This is a genomic window from Pseudomonas sp. (assembly GCF_050739935.1).
Classification (GTDB): domain Bacteria; phylum Pseudomonadota; class Gammaproteobacteria; order Pseudomonadales; family Pseudomonadaceae; genus Aquipseudomonas.
Window position 1 is genome coordinate 118138 of record NZ_JBOICF010000023.1, and the last position, 18766, is coordinate 136903.

Sequence of the window (18766 nt, forward strand, 5' to 3'; positions counted from 1 at the left end):
ACCCGGTGTCTGGTCGATGCAAGTCAGTTAAAAAGCCCCGCCGCGATATTGATCGAGAACCCCAATATGGAGGTATTGAACAGAAACCCGAGCAGCGACTGCGCCAGCACGACCTTGCGCAAATCCCGAGTCGCGACCCCGACATCGGACGTCTGCACCGCGACGCTGATAGTGAAAGAGAAGTACAGGAAATCCCAGTAATCGGGATTTTCCTCATCGTCAGCAAAGCGTAGCGGTGTGTCCTTGCCTTTCCAGGTGTAGAAAAGACGCGCGTAATGCAGGCTGAAGACAACGCCGATCAATAGCCAGGACCCGACGATGGTGAAGCCGGTGAACGCGTAATGCAGGGCCTTGTCGCTGGCGCTCATGTCCTTGATGCCGGCCAGCTCCAGGACGATTGCCGCAAGGCTGGCGATGGCAGCCACGCACACCACCACCAGGACCAATCCAGCGTTCTCGTCCTCGATTTCAGCCACACGCTTGACGTCCTCGGCGCTGGATTTGAACGTGCGCTGCATGATCATCGCCATGTAAATCCATCCGGCTACGTTCCAGCCGATCAGGCATTTGCTGATGACGGTGATCTCTGGCGCGATTAAGGCCGAGGCGATGCCGGCCAGAAAGCCCAAAGCGGTGGCGACGGTGAGGCGAGGGTGGGTCTGGGTGAGATGGGGCATGAGGGGCTTCACGGCAGCGAGATGGGCAAACCATAGCATGCGGCGGTCAGGAAGATGGGTGAAGAAAAACGGCGCGCAAGGGGTTACGCGCCGGTCGCCATATGGCAGTTAACATGGATCGGTTTCAAGCAACCTCAAACGTGCGGTTTCAGCGAACCAGACAAGGCTGCTTGTTGTTGAACGTCCAGTTCGGTACCAGGAACTGCATCGCAACGCTGTCGTCACGGGCACCCAGGCCCATGCCTTTGTACAGTTCGTGTGCCTTGGCCACCTGGTCCATATCAATCTCGACACCCAGGCCCGGCTTCTTTGGCACCTGCACGTTGCCGCCGACGATTTGCAGGGGCGCCTTGGTCAGGCGCTGGCCGTCCTGCCAGATCCAGTGGGTGTCGATCGCAGTGATGTTGCCCGGCGCGGCCGCAGCAGCGTGAGTGAACATCGCCAGTGAGATGTCGAAGTGATTATTGGAATGCGAACCCCAGGTCAGGCCCCACTCATTGCACATTTGCGCGACCCGCACCGACCCCTGCATGGTCCAGAAGTGCGGATCGGCCAGCGGGATGTCCACCGATTGCAGCTGGATCGCATGACCCATTTCGCGCCAGTCGGTGGCGATCATGTTGGTCGCCGTGCGCAGCCCGGTCGCGCGGCGGAATTCAGCCATGACTTCGCGGCCCGAGTAACCGTTTTCCGCGCCACACGGGTCTTCGGCGTAAGCCAGGACCTTGTGCTGATCACGGCACAGGCGAATCGCCTCTTTCAGCGACCAGGCGCCGTTGGGGTCCAGGGTGATACGCGCTTTGGGAAAGCGCTCGGCCAGCGCGGTGACCGCTTCGATTTCCGCATCGCCGCTAAGCACGCCGCCCTTAAGCTTGAAGTCTTCGAAACCGTATTGCGCGAACGCCGCTTCGGCCAGACGCACCACGGCGTCCGGCGTCAAGGCTTCTTCATGACGAACGCGGAACCATTCGTTGTCGGCGTCATTTTCAGTGCGATACGGCAGGTTGGTTTTCTTCTGATCGCCAACGTAGAACAGGTAGCCCAGCATCTTCACTTCGTCACGCTGCTGGCCTTCGCCGAGCAGGGCCGCGACGGGCACTTGCAAATGCTGGCCGAGCAGATCCAGCACGGCCGCTTCGATGCCGGTGACCGCGTGAATGGTGATACGCAGATCGAATGTCTGCAGGCCGCGACCGGCCGAATCGCGTTCGGCGAAGGTGCGGCGCACGTCGTTGAGGATTTTCTGATAGTTACCGATGGTGCTGCCGACTACCAGCGAGCGGGCGTCTTCCAGGGTCTGTCGAATCTTTTCGCCGCCAGGGATCTCACCGACGCCGGTGTGACCCGCGTTGTCCTTGAGAATCACGATGTTGCGGGTGAAATACGGGCCGTGAGCGCCGCTCAGGTTAAGCAGCATGTCGTCATGGCCTGCAACCGGGATGACTTGCATCTCGGTGATGACGGGGGTGCTGCCGGAATTCTGCGTGGTCATGGCTCAATCCTTAGGTTTGCGTGGCGCCTGGGAAGGCGCCGTGAAAACGGGTTCAGGCTTTTAAATTACAGGGCATCAGGAATGGCTGGGCGTGGCGTCGACCTTCGACACCGGCAGGGCGCCGGGCTTGGGTGTGGTGCGGACGGTGAACACCAGAATCGCGGCGATGATCGAAGTCGCGGTCAGCCCGTACAGGCCACCCTGGATCGAGCCTGTCTGCTGCTCGAGGATGCCAAAAGTGGTAGGCGCGACGAAGCCACCGAGGTTGCCCACCGAGTTGATCAGGGCGATCACGCCCGCTGCGATACGCGCATCCAGGTAGCCTTGCGGAATCGGCCAGAACAGCGAAGAAGCCGATTTGAAACCCATCGCCGCGAAGCAAATGGCGACGAAGGCGAATACCGGGCCACCTGTGGTGGACATGAACATCCCGGCGGCGGCAATCAACAGCGCGACTGCGACCCAGGCTTGTTGGTGTTTCCATTTCGCCGACGCGCTGGCGAAGCCATACATGCAGACGATGGCGATGAACCACGGAATCGAGTTGTACAGGCCGACCTGGAAGTCGCTGAGATCGCCCATCTTCTTGATGATGCTTGGTAGCCAGAAGGTGGCGGCGTAGATGGTCAGCTGGATGAAGAAGTACATCACGCAGAACAGGATGATCTGTGGGTCCTTGAGCAGTTTGCCGATGGACAGTTTCACCGGGGTCGCCGCTTCACGGGCACGCTGTTCGGCGTCGATGGTGTTGACCAGCGCATCTTTTTCCGCGTCGCTCAGCCACTTGGCGTCGTGGGGTCTGGAGTCCAACCAGAACCAGACGAAGAAACACAGGCCCACCGAGAACATGCCTTCGATGAAGTACATCCACTGCCAGCCGTGAAACCCGAGGCCTTCGATTTGCAAAAGCATGCCGGAGAGGGGGCCGGAGATCAGCGAGGCAAAGGCCGAACCGCTGAGGAAGATGGCGATCGCCTTGCCACGTTCGACCCCTGGCAACCAGCGGGTGAAGTAGTAGATCACGCCCGGAAAGAAACCGGCTTCGGCCACGCCCAACAGAAAGCGCAGGATATAGAAGTGGGTTTCGGTCTGGATGAATGCCATGCCCGCGGCCACCAGGCCCCAGGTCAGCATGATCCGGGTCAGCCAGATGCGTGCGCCGACTTTCTGCAAGAGGATGTTGGAGGGGACTTCGAACAGCGCGTAAGCGATGAAGAACAGGCCGGCCCCAAAGCCGTAGGCGGCAGCGCCGATGCCCAGGTCATGTTCCATGTGACTACGCACGAAGCCGATGTTGACCCGGTCGATGTAGTTGACGATGAACATGATGACGAACAGCGGCAGGATATGACGTTTGACTTTGGAAACCGCCGACTGCAAGACGGAATCGGTCGTGTCATCCACTCGTGATGAGGGTGTGTTCACTCTGATTAACTCCCACTGATTATTTTTATGCGGGTTGTCGCTTATCTATGTGACAAGGTGTGTCGCCTTGTTGTTAGTCATCATACAAGTGCGGATGATCTCCGCAAGCGATTTTGCGGGGCTTGCGGGAAATATTTTGCCGGAATATTCTCACCTGTCTGACAAGTTGAATGAGTTGAATCGGATCGCCTATGGCCCGGCTTAGCGCGGGTTTCAGAGGCTGCGGCGAGCCCCACCCAGCTCAACCGGACACGGCTTGCGCTGGCCTGTCGGATTGAAAAAATACAAGTATGACCCGGCCTGATTCCGGGTCTTTCAACGCAACTTTACGGACCCGCCCATGCAAACGCCTAATCGTACGATCCCCAAACGACGGCAGCACAACCTGGCCACCGATCTGGTCACTGACCTGAGCCAACGGATTCTCATGGGTTCCATCGCACCGGGTGAAAAGCTGCCTTCGGAGAGCGAAATCGTGCGTCAGTACGGTGTGAGCAGGACCGTGGTGCGCGAGGCGATCTCCAAGCTGCAAGCGTCCGGACTGGTCGAGACCCATCAGGGCAAGGGCACGTTCGTGCTGCAGCGCTCGGAACACAGCGGCATGCATCTGAATGTCGAGACTGCCTTCAGCGTGCGCCACATCATCGAACTGCGCATGGGCCTCGAAACCCAGGCCGTGGCGCTGGCGGCGCAGCGGCGAACGCAGGAGCAACTGGCTGCGATGCGTGTGGCACTGGACGATTATCAGGATCTACTGGCCAAGGAAGACAGCTGTGTGGAGGCCGATCGACGTTTCCATCTGTTGATCGCCGAAGCCACTGGCAATCCGTACTTTTTCGAAATTCTGCAGAACCTGGGCAATGCGGTGATTCCCCGAAGCCGTATCGCATCGAGTGAAAGGGCGGGGGCGAGCCTGACCCACCACGCCTATCTGGCGAATCTGGAGCACGAAGCGATTCTGGCCGCCATCAGACGCCAGGACCCCGATGCGGCGAGGGCGGCGATGTGGACGCATTTGAGCAACAGTCGCGAGCGGCTGGCGCCGCTGGAGTGACTCTTGGCGGGCATAACACAAAACCTGAATGTTCTTGATTCTCGCCGAAGGCCGCAGGGGCAAGTTTGCTCCTACGCCTTCGGCAGAATCCGGACGCATGCCGCCTCAACGTTGCGCATCAATCAGATGTCGACGCCGCGTGCAAAACCTCCATCATCACCCCCATCTGCCAGTCGAAATACGGATTGAACGTCAGCCGCGCGAATACCTTGCCCGGCTCTCGATGGCCCCAGTCCGAATACCACACAGGCTCACCGTTCAGGCACTTCTGCATGTCATCCGCTGTCTGGCCGTTCCAGCAGATTCGCTGGTTGCCGTCCTTGCCATACAGGCGGTTGTCCGGCGAGAACATCAGGCCCATGTGGGAGAACTGGGCAATGCGGTATTCCGGCAGGTAGTCGTTGCGTACCAGCACGCGCGACGTCTTGGCTGCAGGCGCCGGCTCGTCGCCGTACCAGATCAGACGACTGCCCGGATGGCCGAAACGTGCGTTGAAGTTGTCCAGCACATAGGCGGTGTCCAGCACCGAATCATGCTGGGTGATGGCGACGAACACAGGCTTGTCGTAGCGCCGGTCACTGATGTGGTTTTGCGCCGAAAGCGCGCTGCGGTAGAACTGGGCAAAGCCGTTGGTAGGCACGTTGAGGTAGCGCACCGGCGTCTGCATCGGACGCACGCCATCGTCGGGTTTGGCCAGCCACGGCCGAAACCAGCCGATGTACTGAGTCACCCAGGCATACGTGTTGGTGGGGCGAAAGGCGGGAGAAAACAGGACCAGTCCGGCGATTTCCGAATGTTCATAGGCGTAATCCAGCACCAGATTGGCCCCGGTCGAAAACCCGCCCAGATACACCGTCGGCACCTCGCGCTGCAGAACCTCGGTCTGCTCGCGCACCACCTGTTGCCACTGTTTGAGCGTGACAGCGAGCATGTCCGCGGGCTTGCTGCCATGCCCCGGCAGCAATACGGTACGCACCAGAAACCCCTGATCCGCCAGCTTCTGCCCGACGTCATTGAACGACCACGGCGAATCCCCCAGCCCGTGCACCAGCAAAATCCCACGCTTGGGCACGCCAGCAGGACGCCACTCATGGGGCGCATTCCACTCAAGCTCAGCGGCGTGATCACTGGTCTGAAAGGTACGGTTTTGCTGCATCCAGGTGATGGTCTGCTGGCGATACTCGGCAAAACTTGCCTGCCCCAGCGGCACATCGCTGGAGGCGCAGGCTTGCAGGGTCAGCAAGGGCAGGAGCAGGGCGAGGCGGTGTAGGGGCAAGTGGCGGTATCTCTCGGCATTCTTGATGGGCGCGCGAGGCACTGTGCCATGCTGCTTGCGCCTTGGGTATCCATGTCGGTCGATTGTCATGCAGGAACTCACCGCAAAAATCAGGCAGACTCCCTCCACCCATAAAAACAATTCGTGATGTGTATGAACCTTCAACCGCTTCTCCTACCGGACATGCCCCATGTTTGCTCTTGATCATGCCCTGGCCCAGGACATCGTCGATCGGGCGATGGCGATTCTGCCGTGCAACGTCAATGTGATGGATTATCTGGGCATCATCATTGGCAGCGGCGAGGCGGAGCGGCTCTACACCCGACATGAGGGGGCGCAGCTGGTGCTGGCCAACAGTCGTGTCGTGGAGATCGATTCCCATACGGCCAAACAGCTCAACGGTGTGCGGCCGGGGGTGAATCTGCCGTTGATGCTCGACCGCAAACTGGTGGGGGTGCTCGGCATTACGGGCGAGCCGGATCAGGTCCGGGTGTATGCCGAGCTGGTGAAGATGACCGCCGAAATGCTCATGGAGCATCGCCGGCAGCAGGCCGATCAGCAATGGCGGCACCAGCGCAGTGAGGATCTGCTCTCGCGTCTGCTACTGGGTGACAGCGTCGGGCATCTGCTCGATGAGGCCGAGCAGTTGGGATTGCAGCCGCAGTTGCCACGGCAGGCAGTGTTGATCGAGCTGCCAGTCGATGCCGGGTACGCCGGCCACGTCGCCGCGTGGCTCAACGGGCGCTATGCCAATAGCTGGTGCGTGTCCTGCGAGCCGAGCCTGGTCTACTGGTGCCGGGCTGCTGGCAAGGATCGTGATGATGCCTTGCTGCTTGAGCAGTTCGATGAGCAAGGCTGGCCGGTATCGCGCATGGCAACGGTCGAGCCTTCGTCGGACCTTGCGTCGTTGCGCGATGCGTGTGCGGCGGCGCGAGATCTGCTTGAGTACGCCCGCCACATTCAACCGCAGCACCGGTTATTGCGGTTGGCGAATCATCGTCTGGCGGTGTTGTTCTGGCGCAGTCGTCATGACTGGCTCGCGGAGGGCGTCGCTGAGCCGATCGTTCGTTTGCAGGGCAACGGCCAACTGCTCGAGACCTTGCGCGCCTGGTTCGATTACAGCGGCGAAAGCCAGGCCTGCGCCGATGCGCTCGGGATACACCGCAACAGCCTGCGTTACCGCCTGGAGAAGATCGCCGAGGTCAGCGGCTGTGATCCGTATCGCACGGACGATCTGTTGAGGTTGTATCTGGGGCTGCAGATGGTGCCGCGCTAGATTGTGAACGACCGATGCTGCAATCGACGGCACGCATGGCCCCCTGTGGGAGCGAATTTTTCGCCAGAGGCCGGTACAGATGATGACGATGTGTTGGGTGCACGATGTTTTGCGAATGAATTCGCTCCCACAGGTCAGTGGACGCGCACCTCAAACCTTACAAATCCATCGCCTCGACCAACTCCACCCGCCCGCGAACCTGCTTGGCGCGGTACAACGCTTTGTCGACCGAACGCAGCAGGGCTTCGAAGTCCTCCTGGTTGTTCATGACCGAGGTCTGTGCCAGCCCCGCACTGAACCCGATCAGAAACGGCAGATCCGATTCGCCGGGCGCATTGTCCAGCGCATCGCGCAGGCGTGTCAGGAATGTCTGGGCCAGTTGCACATCTGTGCCGGGAAATACCAGCAAAAACTCCTCGCCGCCCCAGCGCACGAACACATCGTCCTGGCGCATGAGGCGGGTCACGGTGCTGGCGAACACCTGCAATGCCCTGTCGCCGACCGCATGGCCGTATTGATCGTTGATGCGCTTGAAGTTGTCCAGGTCGATCATTGCCACGGCCAGAGGGTAGCGTTTGGGGCCGTTCTGACGCCGTTCCTGACGCAGGATGGTCGAGACCGCGCCGCGACGGTTCAGCGCGCCGGTCAACGTGTCGGTGATGCTCAATCGCGCAACCTGCTGGCGCAGCTGCTCCTGCAACATCAACGCAAAGCTCAGGGTGAACAGGAACGAGACCATGAAATCCATGGCCAGCGCCGGCAGCGAGAACATGTCCGGCTCATCAAAACTCAGCGGTGGCGGGGGCGCCAGGGCAAGCATCACGGTGGAGTTGCCGTGGAAAATCAGCAGCGCGAGGTGACCGGCCAGCAGCGCCCAGGCCCCGCGAAAGCGCGTTCTCAGCGGCCAGGTGATGTAGAGCTGAATGCCGATGGTCATCACGCAGAACAGGAAGAACCACGACAGCATGAAGGAGCTGTGCAGCAACATGCCTGCGCTTGCGCCATACACCAGTACGGGCGTGAGCAGCAGCCGCAGATGCCACGCCACATCGCGATTCCCGTCGGACAATTGAGACAGCGCGAGGGTGTGACAACCAATGGCAAGGAGCAGCCCGCCGGTGTTGGCGATGAAGGCCGTCTCGGGTGCAAGGAAGCCGAGCCATGCGTAGTCCGCGGAAAGTACACCGGGTTGCAGCAGATCGACCGCGCGGTACGCCGCAAGCACCAGATCGCCGGCGATCCACCAATGCAACGGCGCACGATGGCGGCTGGTGCCCACGTAGGACAGACACAGCATCAGCGTGGTCATGAGTCCGAAAGGAATGATGATGAAAAGCAGGGTGACCGGATCGTTCAAAAGCATAGGGCGGCAGCTTTCATCAATGGGGGAAAACGGTTGCAGAACTCCCGTCACGCAGCTGCGGCAGAGTCCTTAGAAAAAATAGTGGCTATATAGTGTCATATTTGCCGGAAGATGTGCCTGATCGTCGGTGACGCTTAAGTTATAGAGAACAACCCACAAGCCGTCGACGTCCCGGCCTTTTTTGTTCGTATGACCAATTCCGCTATCCGAGGCGTTGTGCGAAGGTCTGGCGGAAACTCCCGACAGACATGCGAAGATCGCGACAATCAATAAGGAGAACAACATGAAAATCGTCATCGCCCCGGATTCCTTCAAGGACAGCCTCAGTGCGCAAGGTGTGGCTCAGGCAGTTGCCAGCGGCCTGCGCGAGGTGTGGCCCGATGCACGACTGGTCGAATGTCCGATGGCCGACGGTGGTGAAGGCACCATCGAAGCAGTGCTGGCCGCGTGCGGCGGGCAGTGGATGACCACGAATGTCAGCGGCCCGCTGGGGCAACCGACCCAAGCGCAGTGGGGCTGGCTTGCCGACACCCGGACCGCGATCATCGAAATGGCCATGGCCAGTGGGCTGCAAATGCTGACCCTGGCACAGCGTGACGCGACCGTCAGCACCACCTATGGCACGGGGCAACTGATCGCCGCTGCCCTGGATGCCGGCGCACAGCGGGTGATCCTGGCCATCGGCGGCAGTGCCACCAATGATGCGGGGACCGGAATGCTTTCGGCATTGGGAGCGCGTTTTCTCGATGCCAATGATCAGCCTTTGCCACCGGGCGGCCTGGCCTTGAGCAAGGTTGTGCGCATCGATCTGGAGGCGCTGGATCCGCGCTTGAAAGACGTGCAGTTCGAAGTGGCGGCTGACGTGAACAACCCGCTGTGTGGACCAAACGGGGCTTCGCATATCTTCGGCCCGCAAAAGGGCGCGTCTGCCGAACAGGTGCTGGCGCTGGATGCTGCCTTGGGTCATTTCGCCGAGCAGTCGGCCCGGGTGCTGGGCAAGGATGAAAGCGAGCACCCCGGCAGCGGCGCAGCGGGTGGGATGGGTTTCGCTGCCAAGGCCTACCTCAATGCATCGTTTCGTCCAGGCGTGGAGGTGGTGGCGGATCTGACCGGTCTGGCCGAAGCGCTGGACGGCGCCGACCTGGTGATCACCGGCGAAGGGCGCTTCGATGCCCAGACGCTGCGCGGCAAGACGCCGTTTGGCGTGGCAAAGATCGCTCGACGCCAGCAGGTGCCGGTCATCGTGCTGGCCGGGACACTGGGTGACGGCTATGCCGATCTCTACGAACACGGCATCAGCGCTGCGTTCGCTTTGACCAGCGGGCCAATGACCCTGGAGCAAGCCTGTGATAACGCTGCGACCTTGCTGCACGATCGTGCACGGGATCTGGCGCGGGTGTGGCAGTTGGCTGCGCGGTAAGCGGATATTGCGAAACCCGCAGATTTTGAAATCGAAATGTTGCGCTGAAACCGGAAAATCCAGAGGTCGCCATTGTTGTTGTTATTAAAGGCGACCTGCCTGAAAAGACGACATGCAAGGCCGAATCAGTTATCGCCCAGGCATGTGTTGCCGCTGGTTTCATAACGCAGGGTGTGGGCCTTGCCCATGTGGTCGACGTAACCCAGATCCACCGGGCGCACGCCGCAGAAGTTCAGGTTGGGCGTTTTGGTGACCTCGGCGATATCCACCTTGGTGCCGTAGGTGTATGCCTGGACCTGCGGCATGTTCTTCATGTCGGCATTGGCGGTCAGGGCGAAGCTGCTCAGCGCGGTCAGGGTCAAGGCGATCAGTGCGGTTTTCATGGGATGTTTCCTCATAGCGGGTGGGATAACCTTCTTGAGCCCGTATGACGAAGCCCGGGAAAGGTTATTCCCGGGCGGGTGAGATTAATCCTGAACACCTCTCACAAATGCCTGCCAACGCGTCTGCGCTGACGCAAGCCGCAGCCGTGACCCATCTTCCCTTTGGGAGAGAATTCATTCGCGAGAGGCAGGGCCAGGCGAAGTAGCGTCGTCTGCGCGCATTTTCGCGAATGAATTCGCCCCCACAGAGGACCGTGTAGATTCAGCGAAACCAGCGATTTCCCTCGCCCATTCACACCATTTTCAGCTGCAACGCCGGAATCGGCTTGCGCATCAACGTCCCCACCAGCAGCGCCGCCAACAGCCCGACCCAGCCCGCGAGCCACAGTACCGACGCGAACCCGGCGACAAACGCCTGCTGCGCCAGCGGTTCGACCACGACTCGGGCGTTGGCGTCCAGCGATTGCAGAGCCGCGCTCATGTCACCGGCCACTACCCGTGAGGCGATGTACTGCGCCTGATCGAGCCACGCGGGGGCAGCGCTTTGCAGGTTCAGGTTCAGGGCGTTCAAGGTATGGCTGGCGAGCAATGCGCCATAGACGCCTACCGCGAGCATGATTGCGCTGAAACGCATGGTGGTGCTCATGCCCGATGCCATGCCGGTGCGCTCACGAGGCACGCAGGCCATGATGTTCTTTTGCGTGTCGCCGTTGAGCAGGCCGGCGCCAGCCCCCGTCACTGCCATTGCCACCGCAAAGGTCTGGTAGCCGCCGATGGACGTCGCCCAGGCGCAAAGTAGATTGCCCAGGCTCACCAGCGTCAGCCCCAGCGCCATCATCGCCGCGGGCGACAGACTGCGCGACAGCCTTGGCCCCAGACGCGGACACAGCAACATGGTGACGGCGAACGGCAGCATACCCAGCCCCGAGCCGATTGCGCTGAACCCAAGGCCGTTCTGCAGATAGAACGGTAGCAACGTCATCATCACCTGCGCACAACCGGCGTAGGCGAACATCCCCAGGAGGGCACCGATGAAGCGCGGGTGTTTGAACAGTTCGAGATCGACCATCGGCCTGCGTTGCAAACGCTCGGCGACGACGAACAGCCCGAGCAGCAAAGCGCCGCCCACCAGCCTGGTCAAGGTCAATGGGTTGTCCCAGCCGATGCGGTTGGCTTCGATCAGGCCCCAGATCAGGCTTAACAGGCTGGCGCTGAAAAACAGGCTGCCCAGTGGGTCCAGACGCGCCGATTGCTCATTGCGCGACTCACCAATGTTGCGCGTGACCATGCCCAGCAATACCAGGCCCACCGGCAGATTGAGATAGAAAATCCAGCGCCAGCCGACCAGCTCGGCGATCAGGCCGCCGATTGTGGGCGCGGCGGTCATTGCCACCCCCATGCAGGCGCCCCAGAAAGCCCAGGCCCTGGCCCTTTCGGCTTCGTCGTGGAAGACATGGCCGATGGTCGCCAGCGCAGAGGTCAGCAACAGCGCGGCGCCGACGCCTTTGATGGCCCGGGCGATATCGAGAAACACGATGTTCGGCGCCGCGCCACACCCCAGCGACGCCAGAATGAACAGCACCAGACCCGTCAGCAGCATCTTTTTGCGACCGAAGCGATCCGCCAGGCTGCCCGCTGGCAACAACAGCGCGGCGAAGGCCAGCATGTAAGCGCTGACCACCCATTCGATGTCGGCGAACCCGGCGCCCAGATCCCGGGCGATGCTGGGCAGGGTGACGGCGACGATATTGGTGTCGAGCACGATCAAGGAGCACACACCGGAAGCGGTGAGCAAGGTCATGCGGGGGCTCGGTTGCGGCATAGCGAGGGCTCCGGCGGAGGTGTTGGCTAATATGACGTCGTGATCACCCGTGATCAGCGTTTCCAAGGTCGAGTGTGACGACACGCCAGCCGCTCCAGCCTGCCAGCGGCGTATCCGGGGACGTCGCTGCCGGCAAGTCGGACTGCTACAGGGGTTTCGACACAGGCGCAGGATATCGCCGGATGGCTTATGCTTCGTTACCCGCTACACGGAACTTCATTACCTCTCAGGTAACGATCATGGAAATTCGTCACTTTCGCTATTTTCTCGCTGTCGCCAGGCATCTTCACTTCACCCGCGCCGCCGAGCAGCTGGGGATCGCGCCGCCGACCCTGACCCGGCAGATTCAGGATCTCGAAAGTGCATTGGGGACGCGTTTATTCGTACGCGAACAACGGGAAGTCCGCCTGACCGATGCCGGCCGCGCCTTGCAGATCGAAGCGGAACTGGCGGTGCGCCAATTTGAAACCGCACAGTACAACGTGCAACGCGCCGGCCGTGGCGAGGCGGGCAAGATCGAGCTGGGCTACGTGGCCTCGGCGGTGTTTTCCGGGGTGTTGCAGCGTCAGGTCGGTGAGTTTCGCCAGCGCCATCCCGATGTCGATTTCTCGATCAACGAATATTTGATGCCCGCCTTGCCGCGCATGATCGAAGAAGGGCGTCTGGATGTGGGCTTCATCCGCTCACCCATGAGCCTGCCGGAATCGGTCAGCGCCGTGAAGCTGCTGACCGAAGGTTTTGCCTTGGCGCTTTCGGACAGTTCCTGGTTGCGCAAGCTCAAAGCCATCAACGCCGTGAACCTGCAAAATGAAACGTTCATCCTCCCCGAGCAGATTTCCGGCACGCTCGAGGTCGCGGGCCAAGGCGGGTTTGCCCCGACCCTAGGACCTCAGCCGGGTGGTCTGGTGTCGGTAATAGCCTTGGTAAGCCTGGGGCAGGGCGTCGCCGTCGTCCCCGAATCGGTGGTCGAGCACGTCAAGCTGCCCAACGTGCTGTACCGGCGCATCGAGGACTGCCATCCCACCTCGTATCTGTCGTTGATCCATCGCCGCTATGAGAAAGCGCCGGCCGTCACGCGCTTCATCGAGCACGTGAAGGCCTCGCGCGAGTCCTGATCAACCTTTGGCGGCATGCTCGGCTTCTTCGTCCATGCGGTCGGACTCGAACAGTTCGGCCAGTTCGGTTCTGGCTTCCAGTGCGTTTTGCATGACCTTCGCCGCATCGTCGTAAATCAGGTGCTGGCGATTGAGCACCTGTTCGTCGTGTCGCTTGAAGCGGTCGATTCGCGCCGCAGCCTGCGCCTCGCTCAAGCCCAGACCGATCAGCGTGCGTCGGGTCATTTCAAGGCTGGAATAGAAGGTTTCCCGAACAGCTTGCGCATCAAGGTCCATTAGCCGGTGCACATGTTGCCGGTTGCGGGCGCGAGCGATGATCTTCAGGTGCGGGTACAGCTTGCGCACAAGCTCGGCGGTCTTGATGTTGGTGTCGGGGTCATCGGTGGCGATAACAAAGTATTCGGCCTGATCGACTTTGGCGGCGCGCAGGATTTCCGGACGCAGCGGGTCGCCGTAGAACACCGGCACATTGCCGAAGCTGCGGGTAAATTCAATGGTTTCCACCGAGGTGTCCAGCGCAATGAACGGGATGTTCTGCGCGCGCAGGATACGCGCCACGATCTGTCCCATACGACCCATGCCAGCGATGACCACGCGAGGATTATCGGAGTCGATTTCCTTGTATTCATCGGGCACTTCCCTGGTCAACGGTTTGGGTTTGAGCCAGCGTGACATTACCAGCAACAGCGGTGGAGTCAGGGCCATGGACAGCGTGATGGTCAGCACCAGCGTGTCATACAAGCCTGCATCGAACAGGCCCTGATCGCGACCGATCTTGAACACCACGAAGGCGAACTCACCCCCTGCGGCCAGTACCAGGCCAAGCCGCAGAGCGCTCTGTTTGTTGAGACCGCCCGCCAGGCGCCCGACGAAGAACAACAGCGGCAATTTCAGACCGATCAGCAGCAGGGTCAGGGCCAGCACCGTGATCGGCGAGCTGAACAGCAGGCCGATATTGGCGCCCATGCCGACGCTGATGAAAAACAGGCCCAGCAGCAGGCCCTTGAACGGCTCGATCTGCGCTTCCAGTTCGTGGCGATATTCCGAGTCCGCGAGCAGCAGGCCGGCGAGAAACGCCCCAAGCGCCATCGACACACCCACCAGATCCATCAGCCACGCGGTGCCGATCACCACTAACAGTGCGGTGGCGGTGGAAACCTCTTGCAGCTTGGTTTTGGCGACGATACGAAATACCGGACGCAGCAGATAGCGACCGCCGATCACCACTACTGCGATCCCGCCCAGCACCTGTAGCCCATGGCGCAGCGAGTCGCTGGACGAGTCGTCATGACTGCCACCTGCGAGCATCGGGACCAGCGCGATCAGCGGGATTGCCGCGATGTCTTGAAACAACAGAATGGCGAATGCCAGGCGGCCGTGTGGCGCATTGAGTTCCTTGCGTTCGGCCAGGCTTTGCAGACCAAAAGCGGTGGACGACAGCGCAAGCCCCAGGCCTAGCACGACGGCGCTGTTCAGTGGCTGACCGAAACCGAGCAGGGCGACCGTGCCTATCACAAGCCCGGTGAGCAACACCTGAGCCAAACCGACACCGAATACCGATTTGCGCATGACCCACAGGCGTTTGGGGGAAAGCTCAAGGCCGATGATGAACAGCAACAGGACAACGCCGAGCTCGGAGATGTGCGCGACGCTTTGTGGGTTGCCAATCAGGCCGAGGCCGGAAGGGCCAATGATCACGCCCGCGATCAGATAACCGATCACCGCACCCAGTTGCAGGCGCTTGGCCAGGGGAACGGTCAGAACGGCGGCGAGCAGAAACACGACTGCGGCCTGCAACAGGCTGCCTTCATGGGGCATTGGGGACTCCTTTGAGCGACAAGAGAATTTCGTGCACGGAAAATGTAAAGTGCGCGTATTAAACCACGGCAAAGTGGCAGGGTTCAGCGACCGAGACGCTTCGTCGCAGGGGCTTTGGCGCCGATCCGGACTGTTTCTAAGTGCTCCCGAGGTGCCAGCGGGGATGTGACGGCGTAAGATGTCGGTCGCGTTTGCGCCGCGCAAATGATCTCCATCCGTTTTCAGGAACCCCGCAATGACCAACAAACAGCGTCTGATTTATTCGATCATCATCGCCCTGAGCGTGCTGGTTATCATGCTTGGCCTGTCGCATCTGCAGAACATCGGTGTGCTCGACGAGAAGACTTTCCAGTACATCGCCATTTTTGTGGCCGTGGTTGTTGTGGTGCTGAACGGCGTTCTGCGTCGCAAGGTCAAGCGCTGACCCGTCGCGTTCACCTGTGGCTGTCCGGCTTGTCGGCGGTGGCGATTTCTGAAGACGCCACCGCCGGCAAGCCGTGCTGCTACAGCGGTCGGGCGCATACCACTGCGCAGCAACCCGTTACAAAACCTCGCCTGAACTATTTTTCCCCTCGCGAACTCCAAAAAATCGCAAGTCATAAAGCCCGCATAGGGAAATGGAGTTCGAAAATGATCAAGACACTTACCGCTGCCGTTCTCGCTACTGCCGCTCTGGCTACCGCCCCGTTCGCTCTGGCGGACAAGCCTGGGGCTGGCTGGATCACCATCGAGAAAGCGATCGAAAAGGCGAAGTCGGCCGGTTACACCCAGGTCTACAAGATCGAGGCTGATAATGACGGGTACTGGGAAGGCGAGGGCCGCAAAGCTGACGGCGTGACGTATGAATTCCGCATCGACGGCACCTCCGGCAACATCCTGCGCGATCAGAAAGACTGATCACACAGGGCAATCGCCCGCAGTCGCCCATCCGTGGGAGCGCCGCCCGGCGGCTCCCACCTCTCAATCCTTGCTTTACTCCTCCGGCCGAATCCGACAATCTTGCGCTTCTTTTCCATGTCAGCAGGAAGCGCTGCATGAGTGTGCGCATCGAGTTCGAAAGCAATCCCGACGCAGATCGATTTCTCCAGATCCTTGAACCTTTGCGAGCCTATAACGCCGCGAAGGCCGGCGATGGGCTACCTGAAAAGTTCGCCTTCTCTATCCGCGATGAAACCACCGACGCTGTGCTCGGCGGCCTGTACGGGCGCATCCTCTACCGTTGGCTGTTCATCGAGCTGTTGGTAGTGCCGGAGCAGGCTCGCGGGCAACGCATGGGCAGTCAACTGATGGAAATGGCTGAAGATTTCGCGCGGGAAAGAAACTGCGTCGGAATCTGGCTCGATACCTTCGATTTTCAGGCCCCCGACTTTTATCGCAAGCACGGCTATCAGGCGTTTGGCCAGCTGGAAGACTACCCGCCAGGGCATCAGCGTCTGTTCTTCCAGAAGCGTCTGAAATAGGTCTGTCCGCTTCCACTTACCATAATCACCACCGGAGTTTCAGATGTCCTCACCCCGTGACCCCGTTGATACTCAGGCGATATCTTTCAGTGATCTGACCGAGCTGTTGCGCCAGATATTCCTGCGCCACGGCACTTCAGCAGAAGTCGCGGCGGTGCTGGCCGAAAACTGCGCCAGCGCCGAGCGTGACGGGTCGCACAGTCATGGAATCTTCCGTATCAAGGGTTACCTGTCGTCACTCGCTGCAGGCTGGGTGGATGGCCAGGCGGTGCCAGAGGTAGAAGATGTGGGTACAGGCTTCGTGCGGGTGGATGCCGCTGGCGGTTTTGCCCAACCTGCGATGCAGGCCGCCAAGACGCTATTGATCGAGAAAGCGCGCACGGCTGGCATCGCAATTCTGGCGATTCGCAACTCGCATCACTTTGCGGCCCTGTGGCCGGACGTCGAGCCGTTTGCCCAGGACGGGCTGGTCGCGTTGAGCGTAGTCAATAGCATGACCTGCGTCGTTCCTCACGATGCGCAGAAACCCTTGTTCGGCACCAACCCGATCGCCTTCGCCGCGCCGCGTGCCGATGGCCAGCCGATCGTCTTCGACATGGCAACCAGCGCCATTGCCCATGGCGATGTCCAGATTGCCGCGAGAGCAGGGCGGACATTGCCGCCGGGCATGGGCGTGAATAGCGCCGGTCAGCCGACGGAAGATCCCAAGGCGATTCTCGATGGCGGTGCCTTGCTGCCCTTCGGCGGCTACAAAGGCTCTGCCCTCTCGATGATGGTCGAACTGCTCTCGGCCGCACTTACCGGGGGCAACTTCTCATTCGAGTTCGACATGTCCAGCAAACCTGGAGCACAGACGCCGTGGACCGGTCAGACGATCATCGTCATCGATCCCGACAAGGGCAGTGGGCAGGTCTTTGCGCAACGCAGCGAAGAATTGGTGAGGCAGATGCATGGCGTCGGCCAACAGCGCATGCCTGGAGATCGTCGTTATCAGCAGCGGAAAAAATCCCTGAGTGAGGGAATCGTGCTCTCGACCATAGATCTGGCCTGGCTTCAAGGACTTGCCAGCGTCTGAACCCTTACGCTTCGGCGAGGCCGGTCATGGCACATACGACCGCTCGTCGAATCGAGGCTTGCGTTTGGCGGCTCTTGAAAATACTGTATGTTTAAACAGTATTCAGTGAAGAGGGATCGACCATGCAAACCAATCAAGCCGAAACCACCCTGGCTTTCACCGCTCAACCCGCTGAAACAACATTCAGCAGCGTCTGGGGTAACGAAATGCAGCGTGAGGATTTTCTCGCGCTCGCAGCAGGTATTCGTCAGTTCAGCGTTGGCCTTGAAGATGTTGCCTACGTGCCAGGCGCGCTGCCTCGCTGTGTCGAGCAGGCAAAGGTTGCGGCAGACTAGCTTTGCTGTCTGCCGGACTGACCAGTTGAAGGAAGGAGAGGACAGAATTAACGGTCGTACGTCACTGGTGCTGTCGCTGGAACAGCCTCATTGATCGGAATGTTGTCAGCCTCTGGCTGGCGCTTCTTGCCCGCCCTGATCAGACCGACCGCGATCATCGTTCCTACCAGCGACAATGCGCACCATCCCAGCAAAAATGTAATCACGTCTGGTTCTCCGAACTGCAGAAATCGGGTTGCCATGCAAGATGACAAGCGGTCCATCCGAGTTATCGACCGTGCCGAGCGTTTCCTTAGGCCGAAAAGCGCGCAGCTTGAACAAATGTCGGGTGATTCGCAACTCCCTTCGACCAATGGGGTCTTGCTTTAAACATAGTCAAAATAGAGGCTCGCGATCATGAAAGATATTGGTTCACGCCTGAAGGAAGAACGCAAAAGCCTCGGCCTCTCTCAACAGGAGTTCGGCGCGATCGGCGGTGTTGAAGCCAATGCCCAGGGGAAATACGAAAGCGGGGAGCGCATCCCTCGTTCCGACTATCTTGCCGCGCTCGGCAAAAAGGGAGTCGATGTCCTTTATGTACTCTCTGGCAACCGAACACCAATGTCTGCTGACTCACTCAGCGACGCGGAACGGATGATCATTACCCATTACCGTGCCTTGAACGAGGACGATCGGGAGGCAATTTCGCAGTTGGCGACGTCATTGTCGGAATGTGCCATGGACGCTGCAAGCCAAGCCTCTGCCTGAAGACCTTCCTGGCACCGAACATGATAGC

At 60.2% G+C, this 18766-nt stretch carries 18 protein-coding genes; 10 read left to right on the forward strand and 8 right to left on the reverse strand.

Features of this window, described 5'->3' with window-relative positions; translation table 11 throughout:
• Positions 1–23: 23 nt before the first annotated feature.
• The 3 genes from ACRER8_RS04075 to ACRER8_RS04085 form a co-directional block, all read right to left on the reverse strand.
• The gene (locus ACRER8_RS04075; protein WP_431745070.1) at positions 24–677 is read right to left on the reverse strand and encodes a DUF1345 domain-containing protein; all 654 of its coding nucleotides are present in this window, start codon (positions 675–677) and stop codon (positions 24–26) included.
• Positions 678–825: 148 nt separating this feature from the next.
• Entirely contained in the window at positions 826–2169 is a 1344-nt protein-coding gene (gene gudD / locus ACRER8_RS04080) for a glucarate dehydratase (protein ID WP_431745071.1), read from the reverse strand.
• A gap of 75 nt (positions 2170–2244) precedes the next feature.
• On the reverse strand, positions 2245–3573 hold the full coding sequence (locus ACRER8_RS04085) for an MFS transporter (protein WP_431745110.1): 1329 nt from the start codon (positions 3571–3573) through the stop codon (positions 2245–2247).
• Between the two features lie 361 nt (positions 3574–3934).
• Between ACRER8_RS04085 and ACRER8_RS04090 the strand changes: the two genes are divergently transcribed.
• Positions 3935–4648 carry a FadR/GntR family transcriptional regulator gene (locus tag ACRER8_RS04090; RefSeq protein ID WP_431745072.1) on the forward strand — a complete coding sequence of 238 codons (714 nt, stop codon included), beginning with the start codon at positions 3935–3937 and terminating at the stop codon, positions 4646–4648.
• 118 nt (positions 4649–4766) lie between these two features.
• On the opposite strand, the gene ACRER8_RS04095 is transcribed toward ACRER8_RS04090, so the two are convergent.
• Positions 4767–5924: an alpha/beta hydrolase gene (locus tag ACRER8_RS04095; protein ID WP_431745073.1), complete on the reverse strand. Its 1158-nt coding sequence runs from the start codon at positions 5922–5924 to the stop codon at positions 4767–4769.
• Positions 5925–6114: 190 nt separating this feature from the next.
• On the opposite strand from ACRER8_RS04095, the gene ACRER8_RS04100 reads away from it, so the two are divergent.
• Complete coding sequence (locus ACRER8_RS04100; RefSeq protein ID WP_431745074.1) at positions 6115–7200, forward strand: sugar diacid recognition domain-containing protein; 1086 nt, start codon at positions 6115–6117, stop codon at positions 7198–7200.
• A gap of 157 nt (positions 7201–7357) precedes the next feature.
• On the opposite strand, the gene ACRER8_RS04105 is transcribed toward ACRER8_RS04100, so the two are convergent.
• On the reverse strand, positions 7358–8563 hold the full coding sequence (locus ACRER8_RS04105) for a diguanylate cyclase (protein ID WP_431745075.1): 1206 nt from the start codon (positions 8561–8563) through the stop codon (positions 7358–7360).
• A gap of 283 nt (positions 8564–8846) precedes the next feature.
• On the opposite strand from ACRER8_RS04105, the gene ACRER8_RS04110 reads away from it, so the two are divergent.
• On the forward strand, positions 8847–9983 hold the full coding sequence (locus ACRER8_RS04110; RefSeq protein WP_431745076.1) for a glycerate kinase: 1137 nt from the start codon (positions 8847–8849) through the stop codon (positions 9981–9983).
• Between the two features lie 125 nt (positions 9984–10108).
• Here ACRER8_RS04110 and ACRER8_RS04115 read toward each other — a convergent pair whose 3' ends face one another.
• Together ACRER8_RS04115 and ACRER8_RS04120 are read right to left on the reverse strand one after the other, a co-directional pair.
• Positions 10109–10366 (reverse strand): DUF2790 domain-containing protein, encoded by a 258-nt coding sequence (locus ACRER8_RS04115; protein WP_431745077.1) that lies wholly within the window; start codon positions 10364–10366, stop codon positions 10109–10111.
• Between the two features lie 292 nt (positions 10367–10658).
• Positions 10659–12188, reverse strand: coding sequence for an MFS transporter (locus ACRER8_RS04120; protein WP_431745078.1), 1530 nt, complete (start codon positions 12186–12188; stop codon positions 10659–10661).
• Positions 12189–12427: 239 nt separating this feature from the next.
• On the opposite strand from ACRER8_RS04120, the gene ACRER8_RS04125 reads away from it, so the two are divergent.
• Positions 12428–13303: a LysR family transcriptional regulator gene (locus ACRER8_RS04125; protein WP_431745079.1), complete on the forward strand. Its 876-nt coding sequence runs from the start codon at positions 12428–12430 to the stop codon at positions 13301–13303.
• Here ACRER8_RS04125 and ACRER8_RS04130 read toward each other — a convergent pair whose 3' ends face one another.
• On the reverse strand, positions 13304–15121 hold the full coding sequence (locus ACRER8_RS04130; RefSeq protein WP_431745080.1) for a monovalent cation:proton antiporter-2 (CPA2) family protein: 1818 nt from the start codon (positions 15119–15121) through the stop codon (positions 13304–13306). It abuts the gene before it with no gap.
• 235 nt (positions 15122–15356) lie between these two features.
• On the opposite strand from ACRER8_RS04130, the gene ACRER8_RS04135 reads away from it, so the two are divergent.
• From ACRER8_RS04135 to ACRER8_RS04160, 6 genes are all read left to right on the forward strand, one after another.
• Entirely contained in the window at positions 15357–15545 is a 189-nt protein-coding gene (locus ACRER8_RS04135; protein WP_431745081.1) for a hypothetical protein, read from the forward strand.
• A gap of 206 nt (positions 15546–15751) precedes the next feature.
• The gene (locus ACRER8_RS04140) at positions 15752–16018 is read left to right on the forward strand and encodes a PepSY domain-containing protein (protein WP_431745082.1); all 267 of its coding nucleotides are present in this window, start codon (positions 15752–15754) and stop codon (positions 16016–16018) included.
• Positions 16019–16155: 137 nt separating this feature from the next.
• Entirely contained in the window at positions 16156–16581 is a 426-nt protein-coding gene (locus ACRER8_RS04145) for a GNAT family N-acetyltransferase (RefSeq protein WP_431745083.1), read from the forward strand.
• 43 nt (positions 16582–16624) lie between these two features.
• Positions 16625–17656, forward strand: coding sequence for an Ldh family oxidoreductase (locus ACRER8_RS04150; protein WP_431745084.1), 1032 nt, complete (start codon positions 16625–16627; stop codon positions 17654–17656).
• A gap of 122 nt (positions 17657–17778) precedes the next feature.
• Entirely contained in the window at positions 17779–17991 is a 213-nt protein-coding gene (locus ACRER8_RS04155) for a hypothetical protein (protein WP_431745085.1), read from the forward strand.
• Between the two features lie 396 nt (positions 17992–18387).
• Positions 18388–18738, forward strand: coding sequence for a helix-turn-helix domain-containing protein (locus ACRER8_RS04160; RefSeq protein WP_431745086.1), 351 nt, complete (start codon positions 18388–18390; stop codon positions 18736–18738).
• Positions 18739–18766: the final 28 nt, after the last annotated feature.